Source organism: Streptomyces capillispiralis (genome assembly GCF_007829875.1).
Classification (GTDB): domain Bacteria; phylum Actinomycetota; class Actinomycetes; order Streptomycetales; family Streptomycetaceae; genus Streptomyces; species Streptomyces capillispiralis.
Map to the genome: position 1 here is coordinate 7,963,456 of NZ_VIWV01000001.1, position 26,540 is coordinate 7,989,995.

The following is a 26,540-nucleotide window of genomic DNA, read 5'->3' on the forward strand; positions in this document are numbered from 1 at the left end:
GGAACACCCGGAAGAGAATATCGGCACGGTCTGCCGGTGAACGCGCATTCCGCGCTGAAAAGGAGCTGGACATGAATCCCGAATCCGCGGTCGTGGAGCTCGCCGAGCCGTATCTGCGCGGCCTGCTGGCCTCGGCCGGCCTCGATGTCGAGTACGTACGGGGTGAAGGAAACACGCTCTATCGCCGCGACGCGAACGGGCGGGAGACCCCCGTCCTCGACTACGCCGGCGGATACGGTTCGCTGATCTTCGGACACAACAACCCCGAGATCGTGGCCCGGGCCAGGGAACTGCTGGACGGGAGCGTGCCGGTGCACGCCCAGTTCTCCGCCCACCCCTACGCCACCCGGCTCGCCGCCGAGCTCAACCGGATCATCCACCGGGAACTCGGCGTCGACGAGCCGTACTACGCCACCTTCGCCAACAGCGGCGCGGAGGCGATCGAGGCCGCGGTCAAGCACGCCGAACTGGACCGCGTACTGCGCCAGGGCGAAGCCCTGGAGGAGCTCGCGGGCGGGACGGAGCGGGCCCGCGCCGCCGTGGCCGACGGCTCCGCGACCGTCCCCGACGCCGTGTACGCGCACCTGGGGACCGCGCGCCCGGCGGGCGACCCGCTGGCGCCCGTGATCGAGGAGATCACCCGCAGGAACGGGGAACGCGCCGCCAGGGAGCCGGTGTTCCTCGCCCTGGAGGGCGGCTTCCACGGCAAGCTCATGGGCAGCGTCCAGCTCACCCACAACGAGGCCTACCGCACCCCGTTCGCCGCCCTCGGCGTCCGGGCCCGGTTCGTGCCGCGGGGCAGCGCCGAGGCGCTGGAGCGGGTCCGGGCGGAGGAGCGCGGCGTGCTGCTGGGCCTCGACGTCGACAACGGGGAGGTCCGTGTCGTCGAGCGCGAACACCCCGTCTTCGGCGCCTTCCTGCTGGAGCCGGTCCAGGGCGAGGGCGGCATCCAGCCGCTGTCCGACCAGGACGCCCGGATCATCCAGGAGTTCGCCGACGCCCACGACTGCCCGCTCGTCATCGACGAGATCCAGAGCGGCCTCGGCCGCACCGGCAGCCTCCTCGCCAGCTCGCAGATGGGCCTGCGCGGCGACTACTTCGCGCTCGCCAAGTCCCTGGGCGGTGGTCTCGCCAAGGCCTCCGTGATGCTCGTGCGCGAGACCCGCTACCGTGCGCAGTTCGAGCTGGTGCACAGCTCGACCTTCGCCAAGGACGCCTTCTCCTGCCACATCGCGCTCAAGGTCCTCGAGATGCTGGACCGGGACGGCGGCCGGGCCTTCCGGCAGGCCACCGAGCGCGGCACCGCGCTGCAGACCATGCTGGAGAAGGTCCGCACCTCGTTCCCGGACGTGGTCAAGGAGGTGCGGGGCCGGGGCCTGATGCTCGGCTTCGAGTTCCACGACCAGTCGGAGGCCGAGCACCCGGCGATCCGGGAGGCGGCCGGCGGCGGACTCTTCGGCTACGTCATCGCCGGTCACCTGCTGAACCGGCACTCCATCCGCACGTTCCCCACCGCGAGCGCCGTCAACACCCTGCGCTTCGAGCCGTCGGTGCTGCTCACCGACGAGGAGATCGGACGGCTGGAGGAGGCCCTCACCGACGTCTGCGTCATCCTCCGGGAACAGGCCGGGGAGCGGCTGGTCCTGTCGTCCTCCTGACCCCACCCGCCCCACCCCGTTCGCCTCGCTCCGGCGGCGTCCCCCCGCCCCGGACACCCTGCCCGGCCCGTCCCCGTCGACGGGCCGGGCAGCGTGCTCTCCGGCCAAAAAAAGGGCCGAGCGCGGCCTGCCTCCGCACCAATTACCCGGCCGTGGCCGCCCATTGGGGAGGGAATGCCGTCACGCACGTAGGGTCGACTTACTGGGATCGCGTCACATTTCCCGCCGCGACACGCGTATACGACCGGCCCCGACGAAATGCGTGACACACGCCACGGGACGCCGACGGGCTACGCCATGGGAATTCGGTTATGGAAGGGCAGCGGAAGTTCATGATGAATGAGCATGCTCCGGCGGTCGACCGTCACACCGGGGACAACGAGCCGATCGCTGTCGTGGGACTCGCCTGCCGGCTGCCGGGGGCGGACAGCCCCGCCGCCTTCTGGGAGCTGCTCGGCGGCGGCACCAGCGCGATCACCGATGTGCCGGAGGACCGGTGGGGGGCGGGAGCACCCGCCGCCGTCCGGCGCGGCGGATTCCTCGACGGCGTCGCCGACTTCGACGCCTCCTTCTTCGCGGTCTCCCCCCGTGAGGCCGCCGCGATGGACCCCCAGCAGCGGCTCGTCCTTGAACTGGTGTGGGAGGCCCTCGAGGACGCGGGCATCCTGCCCGCCGCCCTGCGCTCGACCCCCACCTCGGTGTTCGTCGGCACCCTCCGGGACGACTACACCAACCTGCTCTACCAGCGGGGCACCGACGCCATCGGCCAGCACACCATGACCGGAGTGAACCGCGGCGTCATCGCCAACCGCATCTCGTACCACCTCGGACTGCACGGCCCGAGCCTCACCGTGGACGCCGCCCAGTCCTCCTCCCTGGTCGCCGTGCACCTGGCCTGCGAGAGCCTGCGCAGCGGCGAGTCCACCACCGCGATCGCCGCCGGCGTCAACCTCAACCTCCTCGCCGAGAACACCGTCACCGAGCAGCGGTTCGGGGCCCTGTCGCCCGACGGCGTCACCTACACCTTCGACGCCCGCGCCAACGGCTTCGTGCCCGGCGAGGGCGGCGGTGTCGTCCTGCTCAAGCCGCTGCGGCAGGCCCTCGCCGACGGCAACCGCGTCTACGGCGTCATCCGGGGCAGCGCGGTCAACAACGACGGAGCCACGGACGGGCTCACCGTGCCCAGCCGCGCCGCCCAGGAACAGGTCCTGCGCGCCGCCTACCAGCGGGCCGAGACCGCCCCCGCCGAGGTGCAGTACGTGGAACTGCACGGCACCGGCACCCCCGTCGGCGACCCCATCGAGGCCGCCGCGCTCGGCGCCGTCCTCGGCGCCGGACGCCCCGGGCAGGAGCCGCTGCTGGTCGGCTCGGTGAAGACCAACATCGGCCACCTGGAGGGCGCGGCGGGCATCGCCGGGCTGATCAAGACCCTCCTCGCCCTGCACCACCGGCACCTCCCGCCCAGCCTCAACTTCGAGACGCCGAACCCCGCGATCCCGCTGGCCGACCTCGGCCTCGACGTGCACCGCGAACCGGCCGCGTGGCCGCGCCCCGACCGCCCGCTGGTGGCCGGCGTCAGCTCCTTCGGCATGGGCGGCACCAACTGCCACGTCGTGCTCGCCGAAGCCCCCGCCACCCCGGACACCCAGGACCCCGACGGCACGCCCGCCGGCCCGTCCGCCGTGCTGCCCTGGGTCGTCTCCGCCGCCGGCGACGCCGCGCTGCGCGCCCAGGCCGGGCGGCTGCACGCCCACGTGACCGCCACGGGGCCCTCCGCCCGCGACGTCGGCTGGTCCCTGGCCACGTCCCGCACGGTCTTCCGGCACCGGGCCGTGGTCCTCGCCGCCGACCCGACGGGCCTGCTCGACGGCACCGCTGCCCTCGCCGCGGGCCGCCCCGCGCCGAACCTGGTCACCGGGACCGCCGAAGGAGGCCGCACCGCCGTCCTCTTCACCGGCCAGGGCGCCCAGCGCACCGGCATGGGCCAGGAGCTCTACGAGACGTTCCCCGCCTACGCGGCCGCCTTCGACGAGGTCGCGGCGGCCCTCGACCCGCACCTGGACCGGCCGCTCGCGCCGACCGTCACCACCGGAGAGGGACTGGACGAGACGGCCCGGGCCCAGCCCGCGCTGTTCGCCGTCGAAGTCGCCCTGTACCGGCTCCTCGAATCCCTCGGTGTACGGCCCGACTACGTGGCCGGGCACTCCGTCGGCGAGCTGGCCGCCGCCCACGTCGCCGGCGTCCTCGACCTCGCCGACGCCGCCCGGCTGGTCGCGGCCCGGGGCCGGCTCATGCAGCAGGCCCGCGACGACGGCGCCATGGTCTCCGTACAGGCGGGCGAGGAGGAGGTCGCGGCGGAACTCGCCGGTCTGGAGGACCGGGTCTCCATCGCGGCCTTCAACTCCCCCTCCTCCACCGTGATCTCGGGCGACGCCGACGTCGTGGAGGAGGTCGCGCGGCGGCTGCGCGAGCGCGGCCGCAAGACCAGGCGGCTCACCGTCAGCCACGCCTTCCACTCCCCGCACATGGACGGTGTGCTCGAGGAGTTCCGCCACGTCGCGGAGCAGCTCACCTACCACCCGGCGCGCATCCCCGTCGTCTCCAACGTCACCGGCGACCTCGCCACCGACGAGGAACTGTCCTCGCCCGACTACTGGACCCGCCAGATCCGTCAGGCCGTCCGCTTCGCCGACTGCGTGCGCCGCCTGGAGGCCGAGGGCGTCACCACCCTGGTCGAGGCCGGCCCGGACAGCGTCCTGTCCGCCCTCGCCGAGGACACCGTGGAGGACCCCGGCGCCGTCGTGGCCGTCGGCACGCTGCGCCGCGAACGGCCCGAGGCGCAGACGCTGCTCACCGCGCTCGCGACCGCCTTCACCCGGGGCGCCGACGTCGACTGGGCCGCGCTGACCGGCGGACCCGGCACCCGACGCGTCGACCTTCCCACCTACGCCTTCCAGCGCAGGCGGTACTGGCTCGACGGACCGGCCCGCACCACCGCCCCCGGCCCGGACCCCGTCGCCGCGCACGAGGACGACGCACGGCAGGAGGTCCCGGCGGAGCCGCGCGGCGCCCTCGGCGCACGCCTGGCCGCACTGTCCGGCACCGCCCGCCGGCAGGCCGTCCGCGAACTGGTCGACGAGCACATCGCCGCCGTCCTCGGCCACACGGACGGCGAACGCGTCGACGCGCTCACCCCGTTCCAGGAGCTGGGCTTCAGCTCCCTGATGACCACCGAACTCCGCTCGGCCCTCGCCCGGGCGACCGGACTGCGCCTGCCCACGAGCCTGCTCTTCGACCACCCCACGCCCCGCAGGCTGGCCGGCTTCATCGAGGCCGAACTGCTCGGCGACGCCGCGGAGAGCGCCGACACGGCCACCGCGGCCGACGACGGCGAGCCGATCGCCATCATCGGCATGGCCTGCCGCTTCCCGGGAGGAGTGTCCTCCCCCGAGGACCTGTGGCGCCTGGTCGCCGAGGGCACCGACGCCGTCTCCGCCTTCCCGGACGGCCGCGGCTGGTCCGACGACCTGTACGACCCCGACCCGGACCGGCAGGGCACCAGCTCCGTCCGCCACGGCGGATTCCTGCACGACGCCGGTGAGTTCGACGCCGCCTTCTTCGGCATCTCACCGCGCGAGGCCCTCGCCATGGACCCCCAGCAGCGGCTGCTGCTGGAGACCTCCTGGGAGGCCATCGAACGCGCCGGTGTGCTGCCCGCCTCGCTCCACGGCACCCGGACCGGCGTGTTCGTGGGCGCCACGGCACTGGAGTACGGACCGCGCATGCAGGACGCGCCGCGGAACGTGCAGGGCAACGTGCTGACCGGCTCCACCTCCAGCGTCATGTCGGGCCGCGTCGCCTACCAACTCGGGCTCATCGGCCCCGCCGTCACCGTCGACACCGCCTGCTCCTCCTCCCTCACCGCCCTGCACCTGGCCATCCGCTCCCTGCGGTCCGGCGAGACGACCCTGGCCCTGGCCGGCGGCGCCGCGGTGATGTCGTCGCCCGGCATGTTCGTGGAGTTCTCCCGGCAGCGCGGCCTGGCCCCCGACGGCCGCTGCAAGTCGTTCGCCGCCGGCGCCGACGGCACCGGCTGGGGCGAGGGCGTCGGCATGCTCCTCGTGGAGCGGCTCTCCGACGCCCGCCGCAACGGCCACCGCGTCCTCGCCGTCGTCCGCGGCTCCGCGATCAACCAGGACGGCGCCAGCAACGGCCTCACCGCCCCCAGCGGACTCGCGCAGCAGCGGGTCATCCGCCAGGCGCTCGCCGACGCCCGGCTGACCGCCGCGGACGTCGACGCCGTCGAGGCCCACGGCACCGGCACCAAGCTGGGCGACCCCATCGAGGCCGAGGCGATCCTCGCCACCTACGGCAGCGACCGCGACGGCGCGGAGCCGGTGTACCTGGGGTCGCTGAAGTCCAACATCGGACACGCGCAGGCCGCGGCCGGCGTCGGCGGGGTCATCAAGATGGTCGAGGCGATGCGCCACGCGACGCTGCCCCGGACCCTGCACGTCGACGAGCCCTCGCCGCACGTGGAGTGGTCCGCGGGCGCCGTGGAACTCCTCACCGAGCCCCGCGACTGGCCCACCGTCGACCGCCCCCGGCGCGCCGCCGTGTCGTCCTTCGGCATCAGCGGCACCAACGCCCACGTCATCCTCGAACACGACCCCGCCGACGCCACCCCGCCCGCCCCCGCCGCCACCGGCGACACGCAGGCCGACGCCAGGACCGGGGGCCTGCCCGCGCCGTGGCTGCTGTCCGGCCGCGACGAGAACGCGCTGCGCGCCCAGGCCGCCCGGCTGCGCGACCGCGTCACCGCGGCCGGCCTGGCCGACGACACCGGCACCGCCGCCGTGGGCCGCGCCCTCGCCACCCGCCGCACCGCCTTCGAGGAACGGGCCGCCGTCTTCGGCACCACCGTCGCCGACCGGCTCGCCGCACTGGAGGCCCTGGCAGCCGGCACCCCCTACGCGGACGTCCCGGACGCCGTCACCGGCAGCGCCGCCGGCGCCGGCCGCACCGCCTTCCTGTTCACCGGGCAGGGCGCCCAGCGGATCGGCATGGGACGGGAACTGTACGCGGCCTCACCGGTGTACGCCGCCGCCTTCGACGCCGTGTGCGCGGCCTTCGACGGCAAGCTGGACCGCCCGCTGCGCGAGGTCGTGTTCGCCGACCCCGACGGCCCCGACGCCGAGCTGATCCACCGCACCAGCTTCACCCAGCCCGCGCTGTTCGCCACCGAGACCGCCCTGTTCCGGCTGCTGGCCCACCACGGCACCACCCCCGACCTGGTCGCCGGGCACTCCATCGGCGAACTCGCCGCCGCCCACGCCGCGGACGTGCTCTCGCTCGACGACGCCGCCACCCTCGTCGCCGCCCGCGCCCGGCTCATGCAGTCCGCCCGCACCGGCGGCGCCATGATCGCCGTACAGGCCGAGGAGGACGAGGTCCTGCGGTCCCTGCGGGGCCACGAGGGCGCGGTGGGCATCGCCGCCGTCAACGGCCCCCGTTCGGTGGTGATCTCCGGTGACGCCGACGCCGCCGAGGAGATCGCCGCCGGCTGGCGCGCCGAGGGCCGCAAGACCAGCCGGCTGAAGGTGAGCCACGCCTTCCACTCACCGCACATGGACGACGTCCTCGACGAGTTCCGCGCGACCGCGGCGGGCCTGACCTTCCGTCCCCCCGCCGTCCCCCTGATCTCCACGGTGACCGGCGCGCCCGCCACGGCCGACGAACTGGCCTCGCCCGACTACTGGGCCGGGCAGATCCGGGCCACCGTCCGCTTCCTCGACGCCGTGCGCGAACTGGACCGCCAGGGCGCCACCGTCCTGGTGGAGGTCGGCCCCGACGCCGTCCTCACCGCCCTGGCCCAGGAGGCCCTCGCCGACACCTCCTCCGCCACCCACGTCACGCTGCTGCGGCCGGGCCGCCCCGAGACCGACACCTTCGCCCGGGGCCTCGCCCGCGCCCACACCGCCGGCGCCCCCCTGGACGGCGCGACCCTCCACCCGGCCGGCCCCACCGTGTTCGAACCGCCGACGTACGCCTTCCAGCGGGAGCACTACTGGCTCGCCCCCGAGGCGCCCGCCGACGCGCGCGGACTGGGCCTGGACACCGCCGACCACCCGCTGCTCGCCACCGTGGTCGAACTGGCGGAGAGCGAGGGCACCCTCCTCACCAGCCGGCTGTCGCTGCGCGACCACCCCTGGCTCGCCGACCACGCCATCACCGGCACCGTCCTGCTGCCCGCCACGGCCTTCCTCGAATTGGCCGTCGCCGCCGGCGGACACCTCGGCGCCCCGCAGGTCGACGAACTCACCCTGGAAGCACCCCTCGTGCTCCCGGAGAGCGGGGCGGTCCGCGTCCAGATCGCCGTCGGCGCACCCGGCCCCGCCGGCGCCCGGCCGTTCACCATCCACGCCGGCCCGGACACCTCCGACGACGACACACGCCCGTGGACCCGGCACGCCTCCGGCACCCTCACCCCGCCGGCCCCCGCCCCGGCGGACGGCGAGGACCTGACCGCCTGGCCGCCCGCAGGCGCCCGGCCCGAATCGCTCGCCGACGCCTACGACCGCCTCACCGGCCTCGGCTACGACTACGGTCCCGCCTTCCAGGGCCTCACCGCGGCCTGGCGCGACGGCGACGACCTCTACGCGGAGATACGCCTGCCCGAAGGCCCCGCCGAGGCGGCGGAACACTACGGCCTGCACCCCGCGCTCCTGGACGCCGCCCTGCACCCGCTGGTCCTCGCGGCGGCCGACGGCACCGACGACGACAGCATCCGCCTGCCGTTCGCCTGGTCCGGAGTCACCCTGCACGCCGTCGGCGCCGCCGCCCTGCGCGTCCGGATCAGCCCGCGCGGCACCGACACCTACCGCATGACGCTGGCCTCCGGCACCGGCGCCCCGGTTGCCGAGGTCGAGTCCCTCACCCTGCGCCCGGTCGACCGGCGGAAGCTGGCCGCGACGAGCCGCGCCACGGCGGCCGACACGCTGTACGACCTGCGCTGGCCGGCCCTCACCGTGCCCCGCGGGGACACCGGCGCTCCGGAGCCCGTCCTCACCGAGGCGCAAGACGGTCTCACCGGCGTGGAACCCGCCGACGTCGTCGTCGTCCGGCAGTACGGGACGCACGGCACCAGCGAGGCGGACGGCCGCCACACACCGACCCTGCGCGTGCTGCGGCTGGTCCAGGAGTTCCTGGCCGACGAGCGGTTCGCCACCGCCCGCCTCGCCGTGCTGACGTCGGGCGCGGTCGGCGTCCTGCCCGGCGAGGACGTCACCGACCTCGACGCGGCCCCCGTATGGGGCCTGGTCCGCTCGGTGCAGTCCGAGCACCCGGACCGGGTGGTCCTGGTCGACCTCGACGCAGCCGCCGCCGCGGACAGCGGGACCGGCACCACCGGTCTCCTCACCGCCGCCCTCGCCACCGGGGAGCCGCAGCTCGCGCTGCGCGACGGGACGCTCCACGCGCCCCGGCTGGCCACCGCGGACACCGCCGGCACCGACGGCGAACACCCCGCGTTCGACCCCGACGGCACCGTCCTCGTCACCGGCGGCACCGGAGGGCTCGGCGCCCTCTTCGCCCGCCACCTGGTGGCCGAACACGGCGCCCGGCACCTGCTGCTGGTCAGCCGCCGCGGCCCCGACGCGCCCGGCGCGGCCGAACTCGCCGCCGACCTCACCGCACAGGGCGCGACCGTCCGTGTCGAGGCCGCCGACGTCGCCGACCGGGAGGCCGTCGCCGCCCTCCTCGGCTCCGTGTCCGGCGACCACCCGCTCACCGCGGTGGTGCACACCGCCGGCGTCCTGGACGACGCGACCACCCTGTCGCTCACCCCGGACCACCTGCACACCGTCCTCGGTCCCAAGGCGGACGCGGCCCGGCACCTGCACGAACTGACCGGCGGACTCGACCTGCGCGCGTTCGTCCTGTTCTCCTCGGTGTCCGGCCTGGTCGGCACCGCCGGCCAGGGCAACTACGCGGCGGCCAACACCTACCTGGACGCGCTGGCGCAGCATCGCCGCGCCCAGGGACTGCCCGCCACCTCCCTCGCCTGGGGCCTGTGGGACGCCACGCACGGCATGGGCGCCACGCTGACGCCCGCCGAGATCGCCCGCTGGGAGCGGGCCGGGATGCCGCCGCTCACCCCCGAACAGGGCCTCGCCCTCTTCGACAGGGCCCTGCGCTCGGACACCCCGCTGCTGGTCCCGGTGCCGCTACGGCTGTCCCGGGCCGGTGCCGCCGAGCCGCACCCGCTGCTCAAGGGCCTCGTCCCCGCCCGCCTGCGCCGCGTCGCCGGGGCCTCGGGCCCGGACGCCGCCACGGAGTCCTCCTGGGCCCGGCAGATCGCCGCGCTCCCCGAGGACAAGCGGCAGGAGACCGTGCTCGACCTGGTGCGCACCAAGGTGGCCGCGGTCCTCGGCCACTCCGGAGCCACCGCCGTCGCGCCCGACCGCGCCTTCAACGACATGGGCTTCGACTCGATGAGCGGCGTGGAGCTGCGCAACGAACTGGCCCGCGCCACCGGTCTGCGGCTGCCCACCACCCTCGTCTTCGACCACCCCGCCCCGGCCCCGCTCGCCGCCTACCTGCTCGGCCGCGCCGTCACCCAGGAGGCCCCGGCCGCGGTGACCCGCCGCACGGCCAGGGCGGACGAGCCGATCGCGATCGTGGGGATGGCGTGCCGTTATCCGGGTGGTGTGTCGTCGCCGGAGGATCTGTGGCGGCTGGTGGCCGGTGGTGTGGACGCGGTGAGTGAGTTCCCGTCGAATCGTGGCTGGGATCTGGAGGGGTTGTTCGATCCGGATCCGGAGCGTGCGGGGACGAGTTATACGCGTCATGGCGGGTTCCTGCATGACGCGGACCGGTTCGATCCGGAGTTCTTCGGGATGTCGCCGAGGGAGGCGACGGCGGCGGATCCGCAGCAGCGGTTGCTGCTGGAGACGGCGTGGGAGACCTTCGAGAACGCCGGCATCGACCCCACCTCGCTGCGCGGCACCACCACGGGCGTCTTCACCGGCGCCATGTACGACGACTACGCGGCCCGCGTGGTCGCCCGCCCCGGCGAGTACGAGGGATTCCTGCTCGCGGGCAACCTCTCCAGCGTCATCTCCGGCCGCATCGCCTACACGTACGGCCTGGAGGGCCCCGCCGTCACGGTGGACACGGCCTGTTCGTCGTCGTTGGTGGCGTTGCATCTGGCGGCGGGTGCGTTGCGCAGTGGTGAGTGTGATCTGGCGTTGGCCGGTGGTGTGACGGTGATGTCGCAGCCGACGACGTTCGTGGAGTTCTCGCGTCAGCGTGGGTTGTCTCCGGACGGCCGGTGCAAGGCGTTTGCGGCGGGTGCGGACGGTACGGGGTGGTCCGAGGGTGTGGGGCTGCTGTTGGTGGAGCGGTTGTCGGATGCGCGGCGGCTGGGTCATCAGGTGCTGGCGGTGGTGCGGGGTTCTGCGGTCAATCAGGACGGTGCGTCCAATGGGCTGACGGCTCCGAACGGTCCGTCGCAGGAGCGGGTGATCCGTGCCGCGCTGGCGGGCGCGGGTCTGACCGGCGCCGACGTGGACGTGGTGGAGGCGCATGGTACGGGGACCCGGCTGGGTGACCCGATCGAGGCGCAGGCCCTGCTGAACACCTACGGCCAGGACCACACCGACGAACAACCGCTGTACCTCGGGTCGTTGAAGTCCAACATCGGACACGCGCAGGCGGCGGCCGGTGTCGGCGGCGTCATCAAGATGATCCAGGCCATGCGCCACGGCGTCCTGCCCAAGTCCCTGTACGCCGATGAGCCCACGCAGGTCGTGGACTGGACCGACGGTGCGGTGGAACTCCTCGCCGAAGCCCGGGAATGGCCGGCCGTGGACCGTCCCCGACGGGCCGGCGTGTCCTCCTTCGGGATCAGCGGCACCAACGCCCACGTCATCATCGAAGCCGCACCGGACGAACCGTCCCGCACCGAGTCGACCCGCGACCACGACCACCCCGCGATCCCCTGGATCGTCTCCGCCCGCGGCGAGGAGGCCCTGCGCGACCAGGCCCGGCGACTGCACGCCCACGTGACCCGCAACCCGGACCTGGCCCCCGGCGACATCGCCTACTCGCTGGCGACCACGCGCGCCGTACTGGAACACAGCGCGGCCGTCGTCGCCGCCGACCGGGACGCGCTCCTCGCCGGCCTCGACACGCTGGCCGAGGACGGCTCCGCGCCCTCCGTGGTACGGGCCACCGCCGACCGGCCCGGCAAGACCGCCTTCCTCTTCACCGGACAGGGCAGTCAGCGGCTCGGCATGGGACGCGAACTCCACGCCCGCTCACCGCAGTTCGCCCGCGCCCTCGACGAGGTGTGCGCGCACCTCGACACCGGGCTCAGTCACCCCCTCAAGGACGTCCTGTTCGCCGAGCCGGGCTCCGAGGAGGCCGGGCTGCTGGACCAGACCGTCTTCACCCAGGCGGCGTTGTTCGCCGTCGAGGTCGCCCTCTACCGGTGGTACGAGTCCCACGGGGTCACACCGGACTACCTGCTGGGCCACTCGGTGGGCGAGGTGGTGGCCGCGCATGTGGCGGGTGTGCTGGACCTGTCGGACGCGGCGGCGTTGGTGGCTGCGCGCGGCCGGTTGATGCAGTCCGCCATGCCGGGCGGGGCGATGCTCGCGGTGCAGGCCGGTGAGGAGGAGGTGCGGGCGCTGCTGGCCGGGCACGAGGACCTGGTCGACGTCGCCGCGGTGAACGGACCTCGATCGGTGGTGGTTTCGGGTGATGCCGGCACGGTGGACGGACTCGCGGTGGCCTGGAAGGAGCAGGGCCTGCGGGTCAAGCGCCTGACGGTCAGCCACGCCTTCCACTCCTTCCACATGGACGGCGTCCTGGAGGAGTTCGTCGAGGTGGCGCGGGGGCTGACGTTCCGTGCGCCGCGGATTCCCGTGGTGTCGAACGTGACCGGTGTGCTGGCGACGGAGGAGGAGTTGACGTCGCCGGAGTACTGGGCGCGGCACATCCGCCAGGCCGTCCGCTTCCACGACGGGGTGCGTCACCTGGAGCAGCTGGGCGCCCGGCAGTACGTGGAACTGGGGCCCGACGGAGTCCTGACCTCCATGGTGGAGGACTCGCTCACCGAGCAGCCGGGCGCACTCGCCCCCGCACTGCGCCGGGACCGGCCCGAACCCGAGACCGTCATGTCGGCCCTCGCCCTGCTGCGGATGCGGGGCGCCGCACCCGACTGGGACACGGCACTGCCCGGCGCCCGCCGCGTCCCGCTGCCCGGCTACGCCTTCCAGCATCGGCGCCACTGGCTCGACGCGCCCGCCGCCGACGTCGACGCCGAGGGCCTCGGCCTGAGCACGGTCGAACACCCGCTGATCGGCGCCGCCGTGAGCATGGCGGGCCGCGACGCGCACCTCTTCACCGGACGGCTCTCCCTGCGCACCCACCCCTGGCTCGCGGACCACGCCGTGTCCGGCACCGTACTGCTGCCCGGCACCGCCCTCCTCGAACTGGCCCTGCGCGCGGGGGAGCAGGCCGGCAGCGCGGACGTCGAGGACCTGACCCTGGCCGCCCCCCTCGTCCTGCCGGAACACGGCTCCGTCGATGTGCAGGTCTCCGTCGGCGACCCGGCCGACGACGGACGGCGCGCCGTCGAGATCCACTCCCGCCGCGCCGGACAGGGACCCGACGGGGACAGCGAGTGGGTGCTCAACGCCCACGGCTCGCTGGCCCCCGCCGACCCGTCCGCCACCGGCTCCGGCCTGGTGGTCTGGCCTCCGGCGGGCGCCACCGAGATCGACCTGGACGGCGCCTACGACCGCCTCGCCGACCACGGCTTCGCCTACGGCCCCGCCTTCCGGGGACTGCGCCGGGTGTGGCAGGGCGACGGCGAGATCTACGCCGAGGTCGCGCTGCCGGACGAGGCGGGACAGCGGGCGGGTCACTTCCTGCTCCACCCGGCCCTCCTGGACGCCGTACTGCACCCGCTGCTGCCCGGCGTCACCGGGGACGACGGGCAGCCGCGCCTGCCGTTCTCCTGGTCGGGTGCGCGCGTCCACGCCGCCGGCGCGTCCGTCCTGCGGGCACGGCTGACCCTCTCGGACTCCGGTGACACCCTGGAGGCCTCACTGCAGGTCGCCGACGGCACGGGACTGCCGGTGGCGTCGGTGGACTCACTGGTCCTGCGGCCCCTGGCCGCCGACGCGCTGCGGGCGACCGGCACCGGCCGGGACGGACTGTTCCCCGTCGCCTGGGCGGCGACCGACGCTCCCCGGGCCACGGCCGACACCTCGGCCTGGGCCGCGCTGGGCGCCTCGCCGATCGCCTCCGTCAAGTCGTACGAGAGCCTGGAGGAACTGGCGGCGAGCGGGGCGGACACCGTCCTGTGGGCCCCGGGCCACGACGGCTCGGCCCCGGCCGACGGTCCCGCCGTCGCCGAGGCGGCACGGGGCGCCACCGGGCAGGCGCTGACCACCGTGCAGGCGTTCCTCGCCGATCCGCGGCTGGCCGACGCGCGGCTGGTGGTCGTCACCCGCGGCGCCGTGGCCACCGAGCCGGACGAGGACGTCCCGGACCTGGTGCACGCGGGCGTGTGGGGCCTGCTGCGGACGGCGCAGACCGAGAACCCCGGCCGAGTCGTGCTCGTCGACGGGGACGGGGACAGCGACGTCACCCGGGCCGTCGCCACCGGGGAGCCCCAGGTGGCTGTACGCGGTGACGCGTTCCTCGTGCCCCGCCTGGAGCGCGTGCGCGGCACGGACGACGACGCCGCCCCGCCCCGCTGGGACGAGGGCACCGTGCTCATCACCGGGGCCACGGGAACGCTGGGCCGCATCCTGGCCCGCCACCTGGTGGCCGAACACGGCGCCCGGCACCTGCTGCTGCTGAGCCGCCGCGGCGCGTCCGCCCCCGGGGCGGACGAGATGCGGGAGGAACTGACCGGCCTCGGCGCCGACGTCACCTTCGCCGCCTGCGACGCCGCGGACCGCGAGGCACTGGCCGGCGTCCTCGCGGCGGTGCCCGGGGACCGGCCGCTGGCGGCCGTCGTCCACACGGCGGGCGTCCTCGACGACACCGTGCTCGGTGACCTCACCCCGCAGCGGTTGGACACGGTGCTGCGGCCCAAGGTGGACGCCGCGTGGAACCTGCACGAGCTGACCCGGGACAGCGCGCTGTCGGCCTTCGTCGTCTACTCGTCCGTCGCCGGTCTCCTCGGCACCGCCGGACAGGCCAACTACGCGGCGGGCAACACCTTCCTCGACGCACTGGCCCAGCACCGCAGGGCCCAGGGCCTCCCCGGCCTCTCCCTGGCGTGGGGACTGTGGGAGCAGGAGAGCGCCATCAGCGGCGGCCTGAGCGAGACGGACCTCAGGCGGCTGGCCCGGCTGGGCCTGGTGGCCCTGCCGTCGCAGGAGGCGATGAGCCTCTACGACGCGGCCTTCCGCCTCGCGCGGCCCGTGCTGGCGGCCACGTACGTCGACACCGCGGCGCTGCGGCGGCAGGGCGAGGACGCGGCACCGCTGCTGCGCGGCCTGGCACCCGCCGGCACCACCCGTCGCACGGCGGCCGGGACGGGCGCCGAACAGGGCGCGGGGCTCCTGGATCAGCTCGGCGCGCTCGGCGCCGCCGAGCGCGAGGCCGCCCTGATCGAGCTGGTGCGCGGACAGGCCGCGGCCGTCCTCGGCCACTCCGGCCAGGACTCCGTCGACGCCGACCGGCCCTTCCAGGACCTGGGCTTCGACTCGCTCACCGCGGTCGAACTGCGCAACCAGCTCGGCCGGGCCACCGGCCTGCGGCTGCCCACCACCCTCGTCTTCGACCACCCCAACCCCACCGCCCTCGCCCGGTTCGTCGCCGCGCGGATCGAGGAACGGCAGGGACCGGCGGACGTCCCCGGACTCGCCGAACTCGACCGGGCCGAGGCCCTGCTGAAGTCCCTGGCGCCCGAGGACGAGTCCCGGGCACGCCTCGCAGACCGGCTGCGGGACCTGCTGCTCCTGGCCGAAGCCGTACCCGGCGACGACGCCGCGTCCGCGGACGGCCTGGACCTGGACGCCGCCAGCGACGAGGAGCTCTTCGCGCTCGTCGACGAACTCGAGTGAACCCACGCACCGCGCCCGGCCGGCGACAGGCCCCGATCCGGAACCACACCATTCGAAGCTCAGGAGTTGAAAGCACGTGACGGACGAGGGAAAGCTCCGTGATTACCTCAAGCGGGCCATCGCCGACGCCCGCGACGCCCGTAAGCGGCTGAGCGAGGTAGAAGGCAGGCAGCACGAGCCGATCGCGATCGTGGGGATGGCGTGCCGTTATCCGGGTGGTGTGTCGTCGCCGGAGGATCTGTGGCGGCTGGTGGCCGGTGGTGTGGACGCGGTGAGTGAGTTCCCGTCGAATCGTGGCTGGGATCTGGAGGGGTTGTTCGATCCGGATCCGGAGCGTGCGGGGACGAGTTATACGCGTCATGGCGGGTTCCTGCATGACGCGGACCGGTTCGATCCGGAGTTCTTCGGGATGTCGCCGAGGGAGGCGACGGCGGCGGATCCGCAGCAGCGGTTGCTGCTGGAGACGGCGTGGGAGACCTTCGAGAACGCCGGGATCGTGCCGGCCGCTCTGCACGGTTCCCGGACCGGTGTGTTCACCGGCGTCATGTACGGCGACTACGGCTCCCGCGTCGGCGAACTGCCGGAAGGGCTGGAGGGCTACCTGGCCAGCGGCAGCGCAGGCAGCGTCGCCTCCGGCCGGATCGCGTACACGTACGGCCTGGAGGGCCCCGCCGTCACGGTCGACACCGCCTGCTCGTCGTCCCTGGTGGCCCTGCACCTGGCGGCCAACGCCCTCCGCAACGGGGAGTGCGACCTGGCCCTCGCCGGCGGCGTGACCGTCATGCCGACCGCCATGCCCTTCATCGAGTTCTCCCGCCTCCAGGGCCTCGCCGCCGACGGCCGGTGCAAGGCGTTTGCTGCGGGTGCGGATGGTACGGGGTGGTCCGAGGGTGTGGGGCTGCTGTTGGTGGAGCGGTTGTCGGATGCGCGGCGGCTGGGTCATCAGGTGCTGGCGGTGGTGCGGGGTTCTGCGGTCAATCAGGACGGTGCGTCCAATGGGCTGACGGCTCCGAACGGTCCGTCGCAGGAGCGGGTGATCCGTGCCGCGTTGGCGGGCGCGGGTCTGACCGGCGCCGATGTGGACGTGGTGGAGGCGCATGGTACGGGGACCCGGCTGGGTGACCCGATCGAGGCGCAGGCGCTGCTGAACACCTACGGCCAGGACCACACCGACGAACAACCGCTGTATCTGGGGTCGTTGAAGTCGAACATCGGGCACGCGCAGGCGGCGGCCGGTGTCGGCGGTGTCATCAAGATGGTCCAGGCGATCCGCCACGGTGTGCTGCCGAAGTCCCTGTACGCCGATGAGCCGACGCCCGTCGTGGACTGGACGGACGGTGCGGTGGAACTCCTCGCGGAGGCCCGGGAATGGCCGGCCGTGGACCGTCCCCGACGGGCCGGCGTGTCCTCCTTCGGCTTCAGTGGCACCAACGCCCACGTCATCATCGAAGCCGCACCGGACGAGGCCGCCCAGGACGACGACGGGGCCGACGACGCCGTGCGTCCTCCCGCCGTTCTCCCCTGGGCGCTCTCCGGCAGGACGCCGGAAGCGCTGAGGGACCAGGCCGCACGGCTGCTCGCCCATGTGGAGGGTGATGCCTCGGTCGACCCGTTGGACCTGGCCTACTCCCTGGCTGCCACGCGTGCCGTGTTCGATCACCGTGCCGTGGTGGTGGGCGCGGAGGGTGAGGCGCTGGTGGAGGGGCTGCGGGCGTTGGTGTCCGGGGACGCGTCGGGGCGGGTGGTGTCCGGTTCTCGGGTGCCGGGCCGTACGGCGGTTCTGTTCACCGGTCAGGGCGCGCAGCGGATCGGCATGGGGCAGGAACTCCATGCGGCGTTCCCGGTGTTCGCGGCGGCGTTCGACGAGGTGGCCGGCGCACTGGAGCAGCATCTGGGCCGGGCGCCGGGGGAGATCATCCGCTCCGGTGAGGGGCTGGACGACACGGCCAACACCCAGGCGGCGTTGTTCGCCGTCGAGGTCGCCCTCTACCGGTGGTTGGAATCCCAGGGCGTGACGCCGGATTACCTCATGGGCCACTCGGTGGGTGAACTGGTGGCCGCGCATGTGGCGGGTGTGCTGGACCTGTCGGACGCGGCGGCGTTGGTGGCCGCGCGCGGCCGGTTGATGCAGTCCGCCATGCCGGGCGGGGCGATGCTCGCGGTGCAGGCCGGTGAGGAGGAGGTGCGGGCGCTGCTGGCCGGGCACGAGGGCCTGGTCGACGTCGCCGCGGTGAACGGACCTCGATCGGTGGTGGTTTCGGGTGATGCCGGCACGGTGGACGGACTCGCGGTGGCCTGGAAGGAGCAGGGCCTGCGGGTCAAGCGCCTGACGGTCAGCCACGCCTTCCACTCCTTCCACATGGACGGCGTCCTGGAGGAGTTCGTGGAGGTGGCGCGGGGGCTGACGTTCCGTGCGCCGCGGATACCGGTCGTGTCGAACGTGACCGGCGTGCTGGCCACGGAGGAGGAGTTGACGTCGCCGGAGTACTGGGCGCGGCACATCCGTCAGGCCGTCCGCTTCCACGACGGCGTCCGCCACCTCATCGAGGCGGGGGTGACGACGTTCCTGGAGGCCGGCCCCGACGGGGTCCTGGCCGCGATGGCGCAGGAGACCCTGGAGGCCGAGGGCCGCGACGACGCCCAGGCCCTCACCCTGCTCCGACGCGGCAGGCCCGAAGCGGAGACGGCGGTGGCCGCGCTCGCCGCCCTGCGCATCAGGACCGAGACGGGACACTCGGGCTGGGAGGCCTACTTCGAGGGCACCGGCGCCCGCCGCGTCCCCCTGCCGACCTACGCCTTCCAGCGCGACCGGTACTGGCTCGACGTACCCGCCCGTCACGGCGACGCCACCGAACTCGGACTCCGCGCGACCGGTCACCCGCTCCTCGGCGCCTCGGTCACGCTCGCCCGGGGCGGCGAGGCGCTCTTCACCGGGCGCCTGTCCCTGCGGACCCACCCGTGGCTCGCCGACCACGGCGTCTCCGGGACCGTCGTGCTCCCGGGCACCGCACTGCTCGAACTCGCGGCCCACGCGGGCGAACAGGCCGGCGCCGGGCAGGTGGCCGAACTCACCCTCGCCACGCCCCTGACCCTGCCCGCCGACGGCGGTGTGCACCTCCAGGTGGCCGTGGGGGAGAGGGACGACTCCGGCGCACGGCCCATCGAGGTGTACTCCCGGCCCGACACGGACGACGAGCCCGACTGGGTCCTCAACGCACAGGGCACCCTGGTCCCCGCCGACCCCGGCACGCCCGCCGCCGACCTGGTGGTGTGGCCCCCGGCCGACGCGCGCGAAGTCGGCCTGGACGACGTCTACGAGCGCCTGGTCGACCAGGGCTACGCCTACGGCCCGGCGTTCCGGGGCCTGTCCCGGGTGTGGCGGGGCGAGGACGAGATCTTCGCCGAGGTGACCCTGCCGGACGGGGCGCGCGACGATGCGGGCCGGTTCCTGCTGCACCCGGCCCTGCTGGACGCCGCCCTGCACGCCCTGCTGCCCGGAGTGGCCGACGACGACGTCGAGGCGCGCCTCCCGTTCTCCTGGGCGGGGGTCCGCGTCCACGCCACGGGCGCGGCCGCGCTGCGGGTCCGCTTCGGCCTGACCGCCGACGCCCCCGACACCGTCTCCCTGCTCGTCACCGACGACACGGGCGTACCCGTGGCGACCGTGGACTCGCTGGCACTGCGCCCGCTGTCCAAGGACGCCGTGCGCACCGCGGCCCGAGCGGGCCGCGACGGCCTGTTCTCCGTGGCGTGGTCCGAGGTACCGGCCCCCGAGCGGGCCGCGGACACCTCGGGCTGGGCCGTGCTCGGCGCGCCCTCACCGGCCTCGGCGACCTCGTACCCGCACCTCGACGCGGTGGCGGCGGCCGGCGCGGACACCGTCGTCTGGCCGCTGGCCGCCGACGGTGACGACGGCGCCGTCGGCGGTGAGGGCATCGCCGGGCTGGCACGCGTGGAACTCGCCCGCGTCCTGGAGCGGGTGCAGGCCTTCCTCGCCGACGAACGGCTCACGGACACGCGGCTGGTCGTGGTCACCCGGGGCGCGCTGGCCGCCCTGCCGGACGAGCAGGTCACGGACCTGGTGCACGCCGGTGTGTGGGGTCTGCTGCGCACCGTGCAGACGGAGAACCCCGGCCGGGTCGTCCTCGTCGACACCGACGCCGAGGGGTATGAACAGCTCCCCCTCGCCCTGGCCGCCGACGAGGCCCAACTGGCCGTCCGGGATGGCCGTCTGCTGGTGCCGCGGCTGGCCCGCGCACGGGCTGCCTCCTCGGAGGAGCAGCCGGCGGCGCCGCGCTGGGACGAGGGCACCGTGCTCGTCACCGGTGCGACGGGCACGCTGGGCCGCGTCCTGGCCCGCCACCTGGTGACCGAGCACGGCGCCCGGCGCCTGCTGCTGCTGAGCCGCCGGGGCGGCGACGCCCCCGGGGCCGACGAACTGCGCACGGAGCTGGAACAGTCGGGCGCCCAGGTGTCGTTCGCCGCGTGCGACGCGGCGGACCGCCGGCAACTGGCCGACGCCCTGGCCGGGGTGCCGGACGAGTTCCCGGTGACCGCGGTGGTGCACACCGCGGGCATCCTGGACGACACCGTGCTGAGCGGGCTGACCGCGGAACGCCTCGACGCGGTCGTCCGGCCGAAGATCGACGCGGCGTGGAACCTCCACGAACTGACGCGCCACCTGCCGCTGACGGCGTTCGTCGTCTACTCGTCGCTGGCCGGCCTGATCGGCAACGCCGGCCAGGCGAACTACGCGGCGGGCAACGCCTTCCTGGACGCGCTGGCGCAGCACCGCCGGGCCCTCGGGCTGCCCGCCACGTCGCTGGCGTGGGGCCTGTGGTCGCAGGCGAGCACCATCAGCGGCCGGCTGACCGACACCGACCTGCGCCGCATCGCCAGGCTCGGCCTGCGCGCCCTCCCGTCGGACGAGGCGATGGGCCTGTTCGACGACGCCTTCGCGACCGGACAGCCCGTGCTCGCCGTGACCTACCTGGACACCGCGGAACTGCGGCGCCAGGGCGACGAGGTGCTGCCGATCCTGCGCGACCTGGCCCCGGCCGGCCCCCGCGCCAAGGCCGCCGGCCCCACCGACGCGGAAGGCTCGACGCTGGTGCGGCGGCTGGCCGCGCTGGACGCCCACGCCCGCCACGCGGCACTGCTCGAGCTGGTGTGCGGGCGGGTCGCCGGGGTGCTCGGGCACGCCAACGCGGCGGCGATCGACGCCGACCGGCCCTTCCAGGAACTGGGCTTCGACTCGCTCACCGCGGTGGAACTGCGCAACCAGCTCGGCCGGACCACCGGTCTGCGGCTGCCCACCACCCTCGTCTTCGACCACCCGACCCCCACCGCCCTCGCACGGCAACTGGCGCGCGAACTCTTCGGCGACGACCGGCCCGAGCAGGCCGCCGCGCCCGTCCCGGCCGCCGCGGGTGACACCGCTGAGCCGATCGCGATCGTGGGGATGGCGTGCCGTTATCCGGGTGGTGTGTCGTCGCCGGAGGATCTGTGGCGGCTGGTGGCCGGTGGTGTGGACGCGGTGAGTGAGTTCCCGTCGAATCGTGGCTGGGATCTGGAGGGGTTGTTCGATCCGGATCCGGAGCGTGCGGGGACGAGTTATACGCGTCATGGCGGGTTCCTGCATGACGCGGACCGGTTCGATCCGGAGTTCTTCGGGATGTCGCCGAGGGAGGCGACGGCGGCGGATCCGCAGCAGCGGTTGCTGCTGGAGACGGCGTGGGAGACCTTCGAGAACGCCGGGATCGTGCCGGCCGCTCTGCACGGCTCCAGGACCGGCGTGTTCACCGGCGTCATGTACAGCGACTACGGCACCCGGACCCACCGGCTCCCCGAAGGGCTGGAGGGCTACCTCGCCAGCGGCAGCGCGGGCAGCGTCGCCTCCGGCCGGATCGCGTACGCCCTCGGTCTGGAAGGGCCGGCGGTGACGGTGGACACGGCCTGTTCGTCGTCGTTGGTGGCGTTGCATCTGGCGGCGGGTGCGTTGCGCAGTGGTGAGTGTGATCTGGCGTTGGCCGGTGGTGTGACGGTGATGTCGCAGCCGACGACGTTCGTGGAGTTCTCGCGTCAGCGTGGGTTGTCTCCGGACGGCCGGTGCAAGGCGTTTGCTGCGGGTGCGGATGGTACGGGGTGGTCCGAGGGTGTGGGGCTGCTGTTGGTGGAGCGGTTGTCGGATGCGCGGCGGCTGGGTCATCAGGTGCTGGCGGTGGTGCGGGGTTCTGCGGTCAATCAGGACGGTGCGTCCAATGGGCTGACGGCTCCGAACGGTCCGTCGCAGGAGCGGGTGATCCGTGCGGCGCTGGCGGGCGCGGGTCTGACCGGCGCTGACGTGGACGTGGTGGAGGCGCATGGTACGGGGACCCGGTTGGGTGACCCGATCGAGGCGCAGGCGCTGCTGAACACGTACGGTCAGGACCACACCGACGAACGGCCGCTGTATCTGGGGTCGTTGAAGTCCAACATCGGACACACCCAGGCGGCGGCCGGTGTCGGCGGCGTCATCAAGATGATCCAGGCCATGCGCCACGGCGTCCTGCCCCGAACCCTGCACGTGGACGAACCCTCGGGACACGTGGACTGGGACGCGGGCGCGGTGGAACTGCTGACCGAGGCCCGGGAATGGCCGACTGCGGGCCGTCCCCGACGGGCCGGCGTGTCCTCCTTCGGGATCAGTGGCACCAACGCCCACGTCATCATCGAGGCGGTGGAACCGGACGAGCCCGAGACCCCGCAGGAACCGGCAAGGTCCCTGCCCGCCGTCCCGTGGGCGCTCTCCGGCAGGACGCCGGCCGCCCTGCGCGACCAGGCGGCGAAGCTGCTCGCCCATGTGGAGGGCGATGCCTTGGCCGACCCGTTGGACCTGGCCTACTCCCTGGCTGCCACGCGTGCCGTGTTCGATCACCGTGCCGTGGTGGTGGGCGCGGAGGGTGAGGCGTTGGTGGAGGGGCTGCGGGCGTTGGTGTCCGGGGACGCGTCGGGGCGGGTGGTGTCCGGTTCTCGGACGCCGGGCCGTACGGCGGTTCTGTTCACCGGTCAGGGCGCGCAGCGGATCGGCATGGGGCAGGAACTCCATGCGGCGTTCCCGGTGTTCGCGGCGGCGTTCGACGAGGTGGCCGGCGCGCTGGAGAAGCATCTGGGCCGGGCACCGGCCGACATCATCCGCTCCGGTGAGGGGCTGGACGACACGGCCAACACCCAGGCCGCCCTGTTCGCCGTCGAAGTGGCGCTGTTCCGGCTCCTGGAGTCGTGGGGAATCGTCCCGGACTACCTGGCCGGCCACTCGGTGGGTGAACTGGCGGCCGCGCATGTGGCGGGTGTGCTGGACCTGTCGGACGCGGCGGCGTTGGTGGCCGCGCGGGGCCGGTTGATGCAGTCGGCTGTGGCGGGCGGGGCGATGCTCGCGGTGCAGGCCGGTGAGGAGGAGGTGCGGGGGCTGCTGGCCGGGCACGAGGACCTGGTCGACGTCGCCGCGGTGAACGGACCTCGATCGGTGGTGGTTTCGGGTGATGCCGGCACGGTGGACGGATTCGCGGTGGCCTGGAAGGAGCAGGGGCTGCGGGTCAAGCGTCTGACGGTCAGCCACGCGTTCCATTCCTTCCACATGGACGGGGTGCTGGAGGAGTTCGTGGAGGTGGCGCGGGGGCTGACGTTCCGTGCGCCGCGGATTCCGGTGGTGTCGAACGTGACCGGTGTGCTGGCGACGGAGGAGGAGTTGACGTCGCCGGAGTACTGGGCGCGGCACATCCGTCAGGCCGTCCGCTTCCACGACGGTGTCCGCCACCTCATTGAGGCGGGGGTGACGACGTTCCTGGAGGCAGGCCCCGACGGGGTCCTGGCCGCGATGGCGCAGGAGACCCTGGAGGCCGAGGGCCGCGACGACGCCCAGGCCCTCACCCTGCTCCGACGCGACCACCCCGAGGCCGAGACCCTCGTCAAGGCACTCGGCACCCTGCACAGCCGCGGCGTCCGCATCGACTGGGAGGCGTTCTTCGAGGGCACCGGCGCCCGCCGCGTCCCCCTGCCGACCTACGCCTTCCAGCACGAGCGGTACTGGCTGCAGCCCACGGCACCGGAGGACGGTACAGCCGGCCCGGACGCGACCGGGCACCCGCTGCTCGGTACCGCCGTACCCGTCGCGGGCACCGGACAGACGGTGTTCACCAGCCGCCTCTCCCGACGCACCCACGGGTGGCTCGACGACCACACGGTCCTCGGCACCCCCGTGCTGCCCGCCTCCGCCCTCGTCGAGGCCGCCGTCCGGGCGGCCGACGAGGTCGGCGCCGGCCACCTGGAAAGCCTCACGGTGCACCGGCCGCTGGTCCTGACCGACCACGGCACCGCCCGGCTCCAGACCGTCGTCGGCGCGCCCGACGACAGCGGGCGGCGCCCCTTCACCGTCCACGTCATGGCCGACGGCGCCCAGCCCGACCGGGCCGCGCACGCCGAGGGCGTGCTCGGCTCCGCCACGGACCCGGCGCCCGCGACCGTCCCCGACGGCCTGTCGGACGCCGGCGAAGCCCACCTCGACGAGGGCCTGCTCCCGGACGCCGCGGCCCACGGTCTGCACCCCGCCCTGCTGGAGCGGGCCGTGCGGGGCATCGCGGGCGAAGCCCCCGCAGGCAGTGTCCGGGTCCCGGCCGCCTGGCAGGGCGTCCGGCTGCACGCGACCGGCGCCTCGGCGGTCCGCGTCCGGGTCGCCCCGGCCGACGGCGACGCCGTCCGCGTCCAGTTGACGGACGCGGCCGGTCAGCCGGTCCTCACCGTCGACCGGCTCGCCTTCGAGGACCTGCCGGAGGACCGGTTCGCCCCGGCCGACGGCGCGCACCAGCCGCTGCTCCACCTCCGCTGGACCCCGCTCACCGCCACCGCCCCCGGCGCCCCGCCGCGCTGGGCCGTCCTGGGCGCGCCGGGGACCGACCTGGACGCCGAGCGGTACGCGACCCTCGCCGACCTCGGCGACGCCGTCGCGGCGGGCACAGCGGTCGACGCCGTACTCGCCGAGCCGTACGCGGACCGCGCCGGGGACGGCATCGGTGCCGGGGACACCCCGGACGTCGTCGCGTCGACGCACCGCGCCGCCCTGGAGACCCTCGACCTGGTCCAGCGGTGGCTCGCCGACGAACGGCTCACCGACACCCGGCTGGTGCTGCTCACCCGGGGCGGCACCGCCGCCGCCCCCGGAGAACCCGCCGACCCCGCCGCCGCGGCGGTCTGGGGCCTGGTGCGCTCCGCCCAGGCGGAGGCACCCGGGCGGATCGTCCTCGTCGACACCGCCGCGGACGGCACACCGTCCGGCGCGCTCCTGGACGCGGTACTCGCCTCCGGTGAGCCGCAGGCCGCGCTGCGCGACGGCACGGTCCTGCTGCCCCGGCTGCACCGCGTCGAGCCGCACACCCCGGCCGACGCCCCCGCCATCGGCGCCCGGGGCACCGTCCTCGTCACCGGGGCGGGCGGCGCCCTGGCCGCCCAGGTCACCCGGCACCTGGTGACCGGACACGGGGCGCGCCGGCTGCTCCTGCTCGACCGGCGTGACGAGACATCCTGGTACGACCCGCAACTCGCGCAGGAACTCCGGGAGTCGGGCGCCGAGGTCACCGTGACCCAGTGCGACACGGCCGACCGGGACGCCCTCGCGGCCGTCCTCGCCGGCATCCCCGAGGAACACCCGCCGACGGCGGTCGTGCACCTCGCCGGGATCGTGCGCAACGCCCTGCTGCCCACCATGACCCCGGACGGGCTGACGGACGTGCTGCGGGCCGGCGCGGACACCGCCTGGCACCTGCACGAGCTGACCCGCGACCGGGACCTGACCGCGTTCGTGCTCTTCTCGTCCCACACCGGGGTCCTCGGCGGGCCAGGCCAGGCCAACTACGCGGCGGCCGGCGCCTTCCTCGACGGCCTCGCCCAGCACCGGGCGGCCCACGACCTGCCCGCCACCTCCGTGGCGTGGGGCCTGTGGGACCTCGACGGCGACATCAACGCGGACCTCGACGCCAAGGACCGCAACCGGTACCTGCGCGAGGGCCTGCGCCAGGTGACACCGCAGGAGGGCACGAGGCTCCTGGACGCCGCCCTGCGCACGGGCGCCCCCGCGCTGGTGGCGCTGCCCGTGGAGCCCGCCGTCATGCGGGCCAACGGCATGGTGCCCGCCGTCCTGACCACCCTCGCCGGAGTGGTCAACCGGCGCGGCGCCACGGCCGCCGGCGCCGCCGACGGCGGGATGGCCGCCCGGCTCGCCGGACTCGACGCCGAGGAACGCCGGGAGGCCGTCCTCACCCTCGTACGGGCCGAGGTGGCCGCCGTGCTCGGACACGCCGACCCCGGCGCCGTCGACGCCGAACGCGCCTTCCAGGAGATGGGCTTCGACTCCATGACCGCCGTCGAACTGCGCAACCGGCTCGGCGAACGGGTGGGTGTGCGGCTGCCGGCCACGCTGGCCTTCGACCACCCCTCGCCCGCCGCGCTCACCGCCCACCTCCTTCACCTCCTCGCCCCCGAGGGCGCGGACGGCCGGCCCCCGGCCCTCACCGCCCTGGACACCCTGGAGGCCGCGCTCGCCGACGGCCCGGCGGACGACCCGGGCCGTGAGGAACTCGTCGTACGCCTCCAGACGCTCGTGTCCCGCCTCACCGGCGGCACGGACCCGCAGGAGGACCTGACGAGCCGGATCGAGGCCGCCTCGGCCGAGGAGATCTTCGCGATGATCGACACCGAGCTCGACGGCATCGGCGACCCCACCCACTGAGAAGCGGGCCGGCCCGGGCGGACACGCACCGCC

The 26,540-nt window shown here is 74.4% G+C and carries 3 protein-coding genes; all 3 read left to right on the forward strand.

Annotated features, from left to right (window positions below):
- Positions 1-71 precede the first annotated feature (71 nt).
- Entirely contained in the window at positions 72-1,658 is a 1,587-nt protein-coding gene (locus tag FHX78_RS34740) for an aspartate aminotransferase family protein (RefSeq protein ID WP_167531927.1), read from the forward strand.
- A gap of 335 nt (positions 1,659-1,993) precedes the next feature.
- Positions 1,994-15,748: a type I polyketide synthase gene (locus FHX78_RS34745; protein WP_444545369.1), complete on the forward strand. Its 13,755-nt coding sequence runs from the start codon at positions 1,994-1,996 to the stop codon at positions 15,746-15,748.
- A 76-nt stretch (positions 15,749-15,824) separates the two neighbouring features.
- The gene (locus FHX78_RS37225; RefSeq protein WP_208766202.1) at positions 15,825-26,507 is read left to right on the forward strand and encodes a type I polyketide synthase; all 10,683 of its coding nucleotides are present in this window, start codon (positions 15,825-15,827) and stop codon (positions 26,505-26,507) included.
- The last annotated feature ends 33 nt before the right edge of the window (positions 26,508-26,540 follow it).

Coding starts and splice junctions, on each gene's coding strand:
- FHX78_RS34740 (WP_167531927.1), top strand. CDS start 72: ATGAATCCCGAATCCGCGGTCGTGGAGCTCGCCGAGCCGTATCTGCGC.
- FHX78_RS34745 (WP_444545369.1), top strand. CDS start 1,994: ATGAATGAGCATGCTCCGGCGGTCGACCGTCACACCGGGGACAACGAG.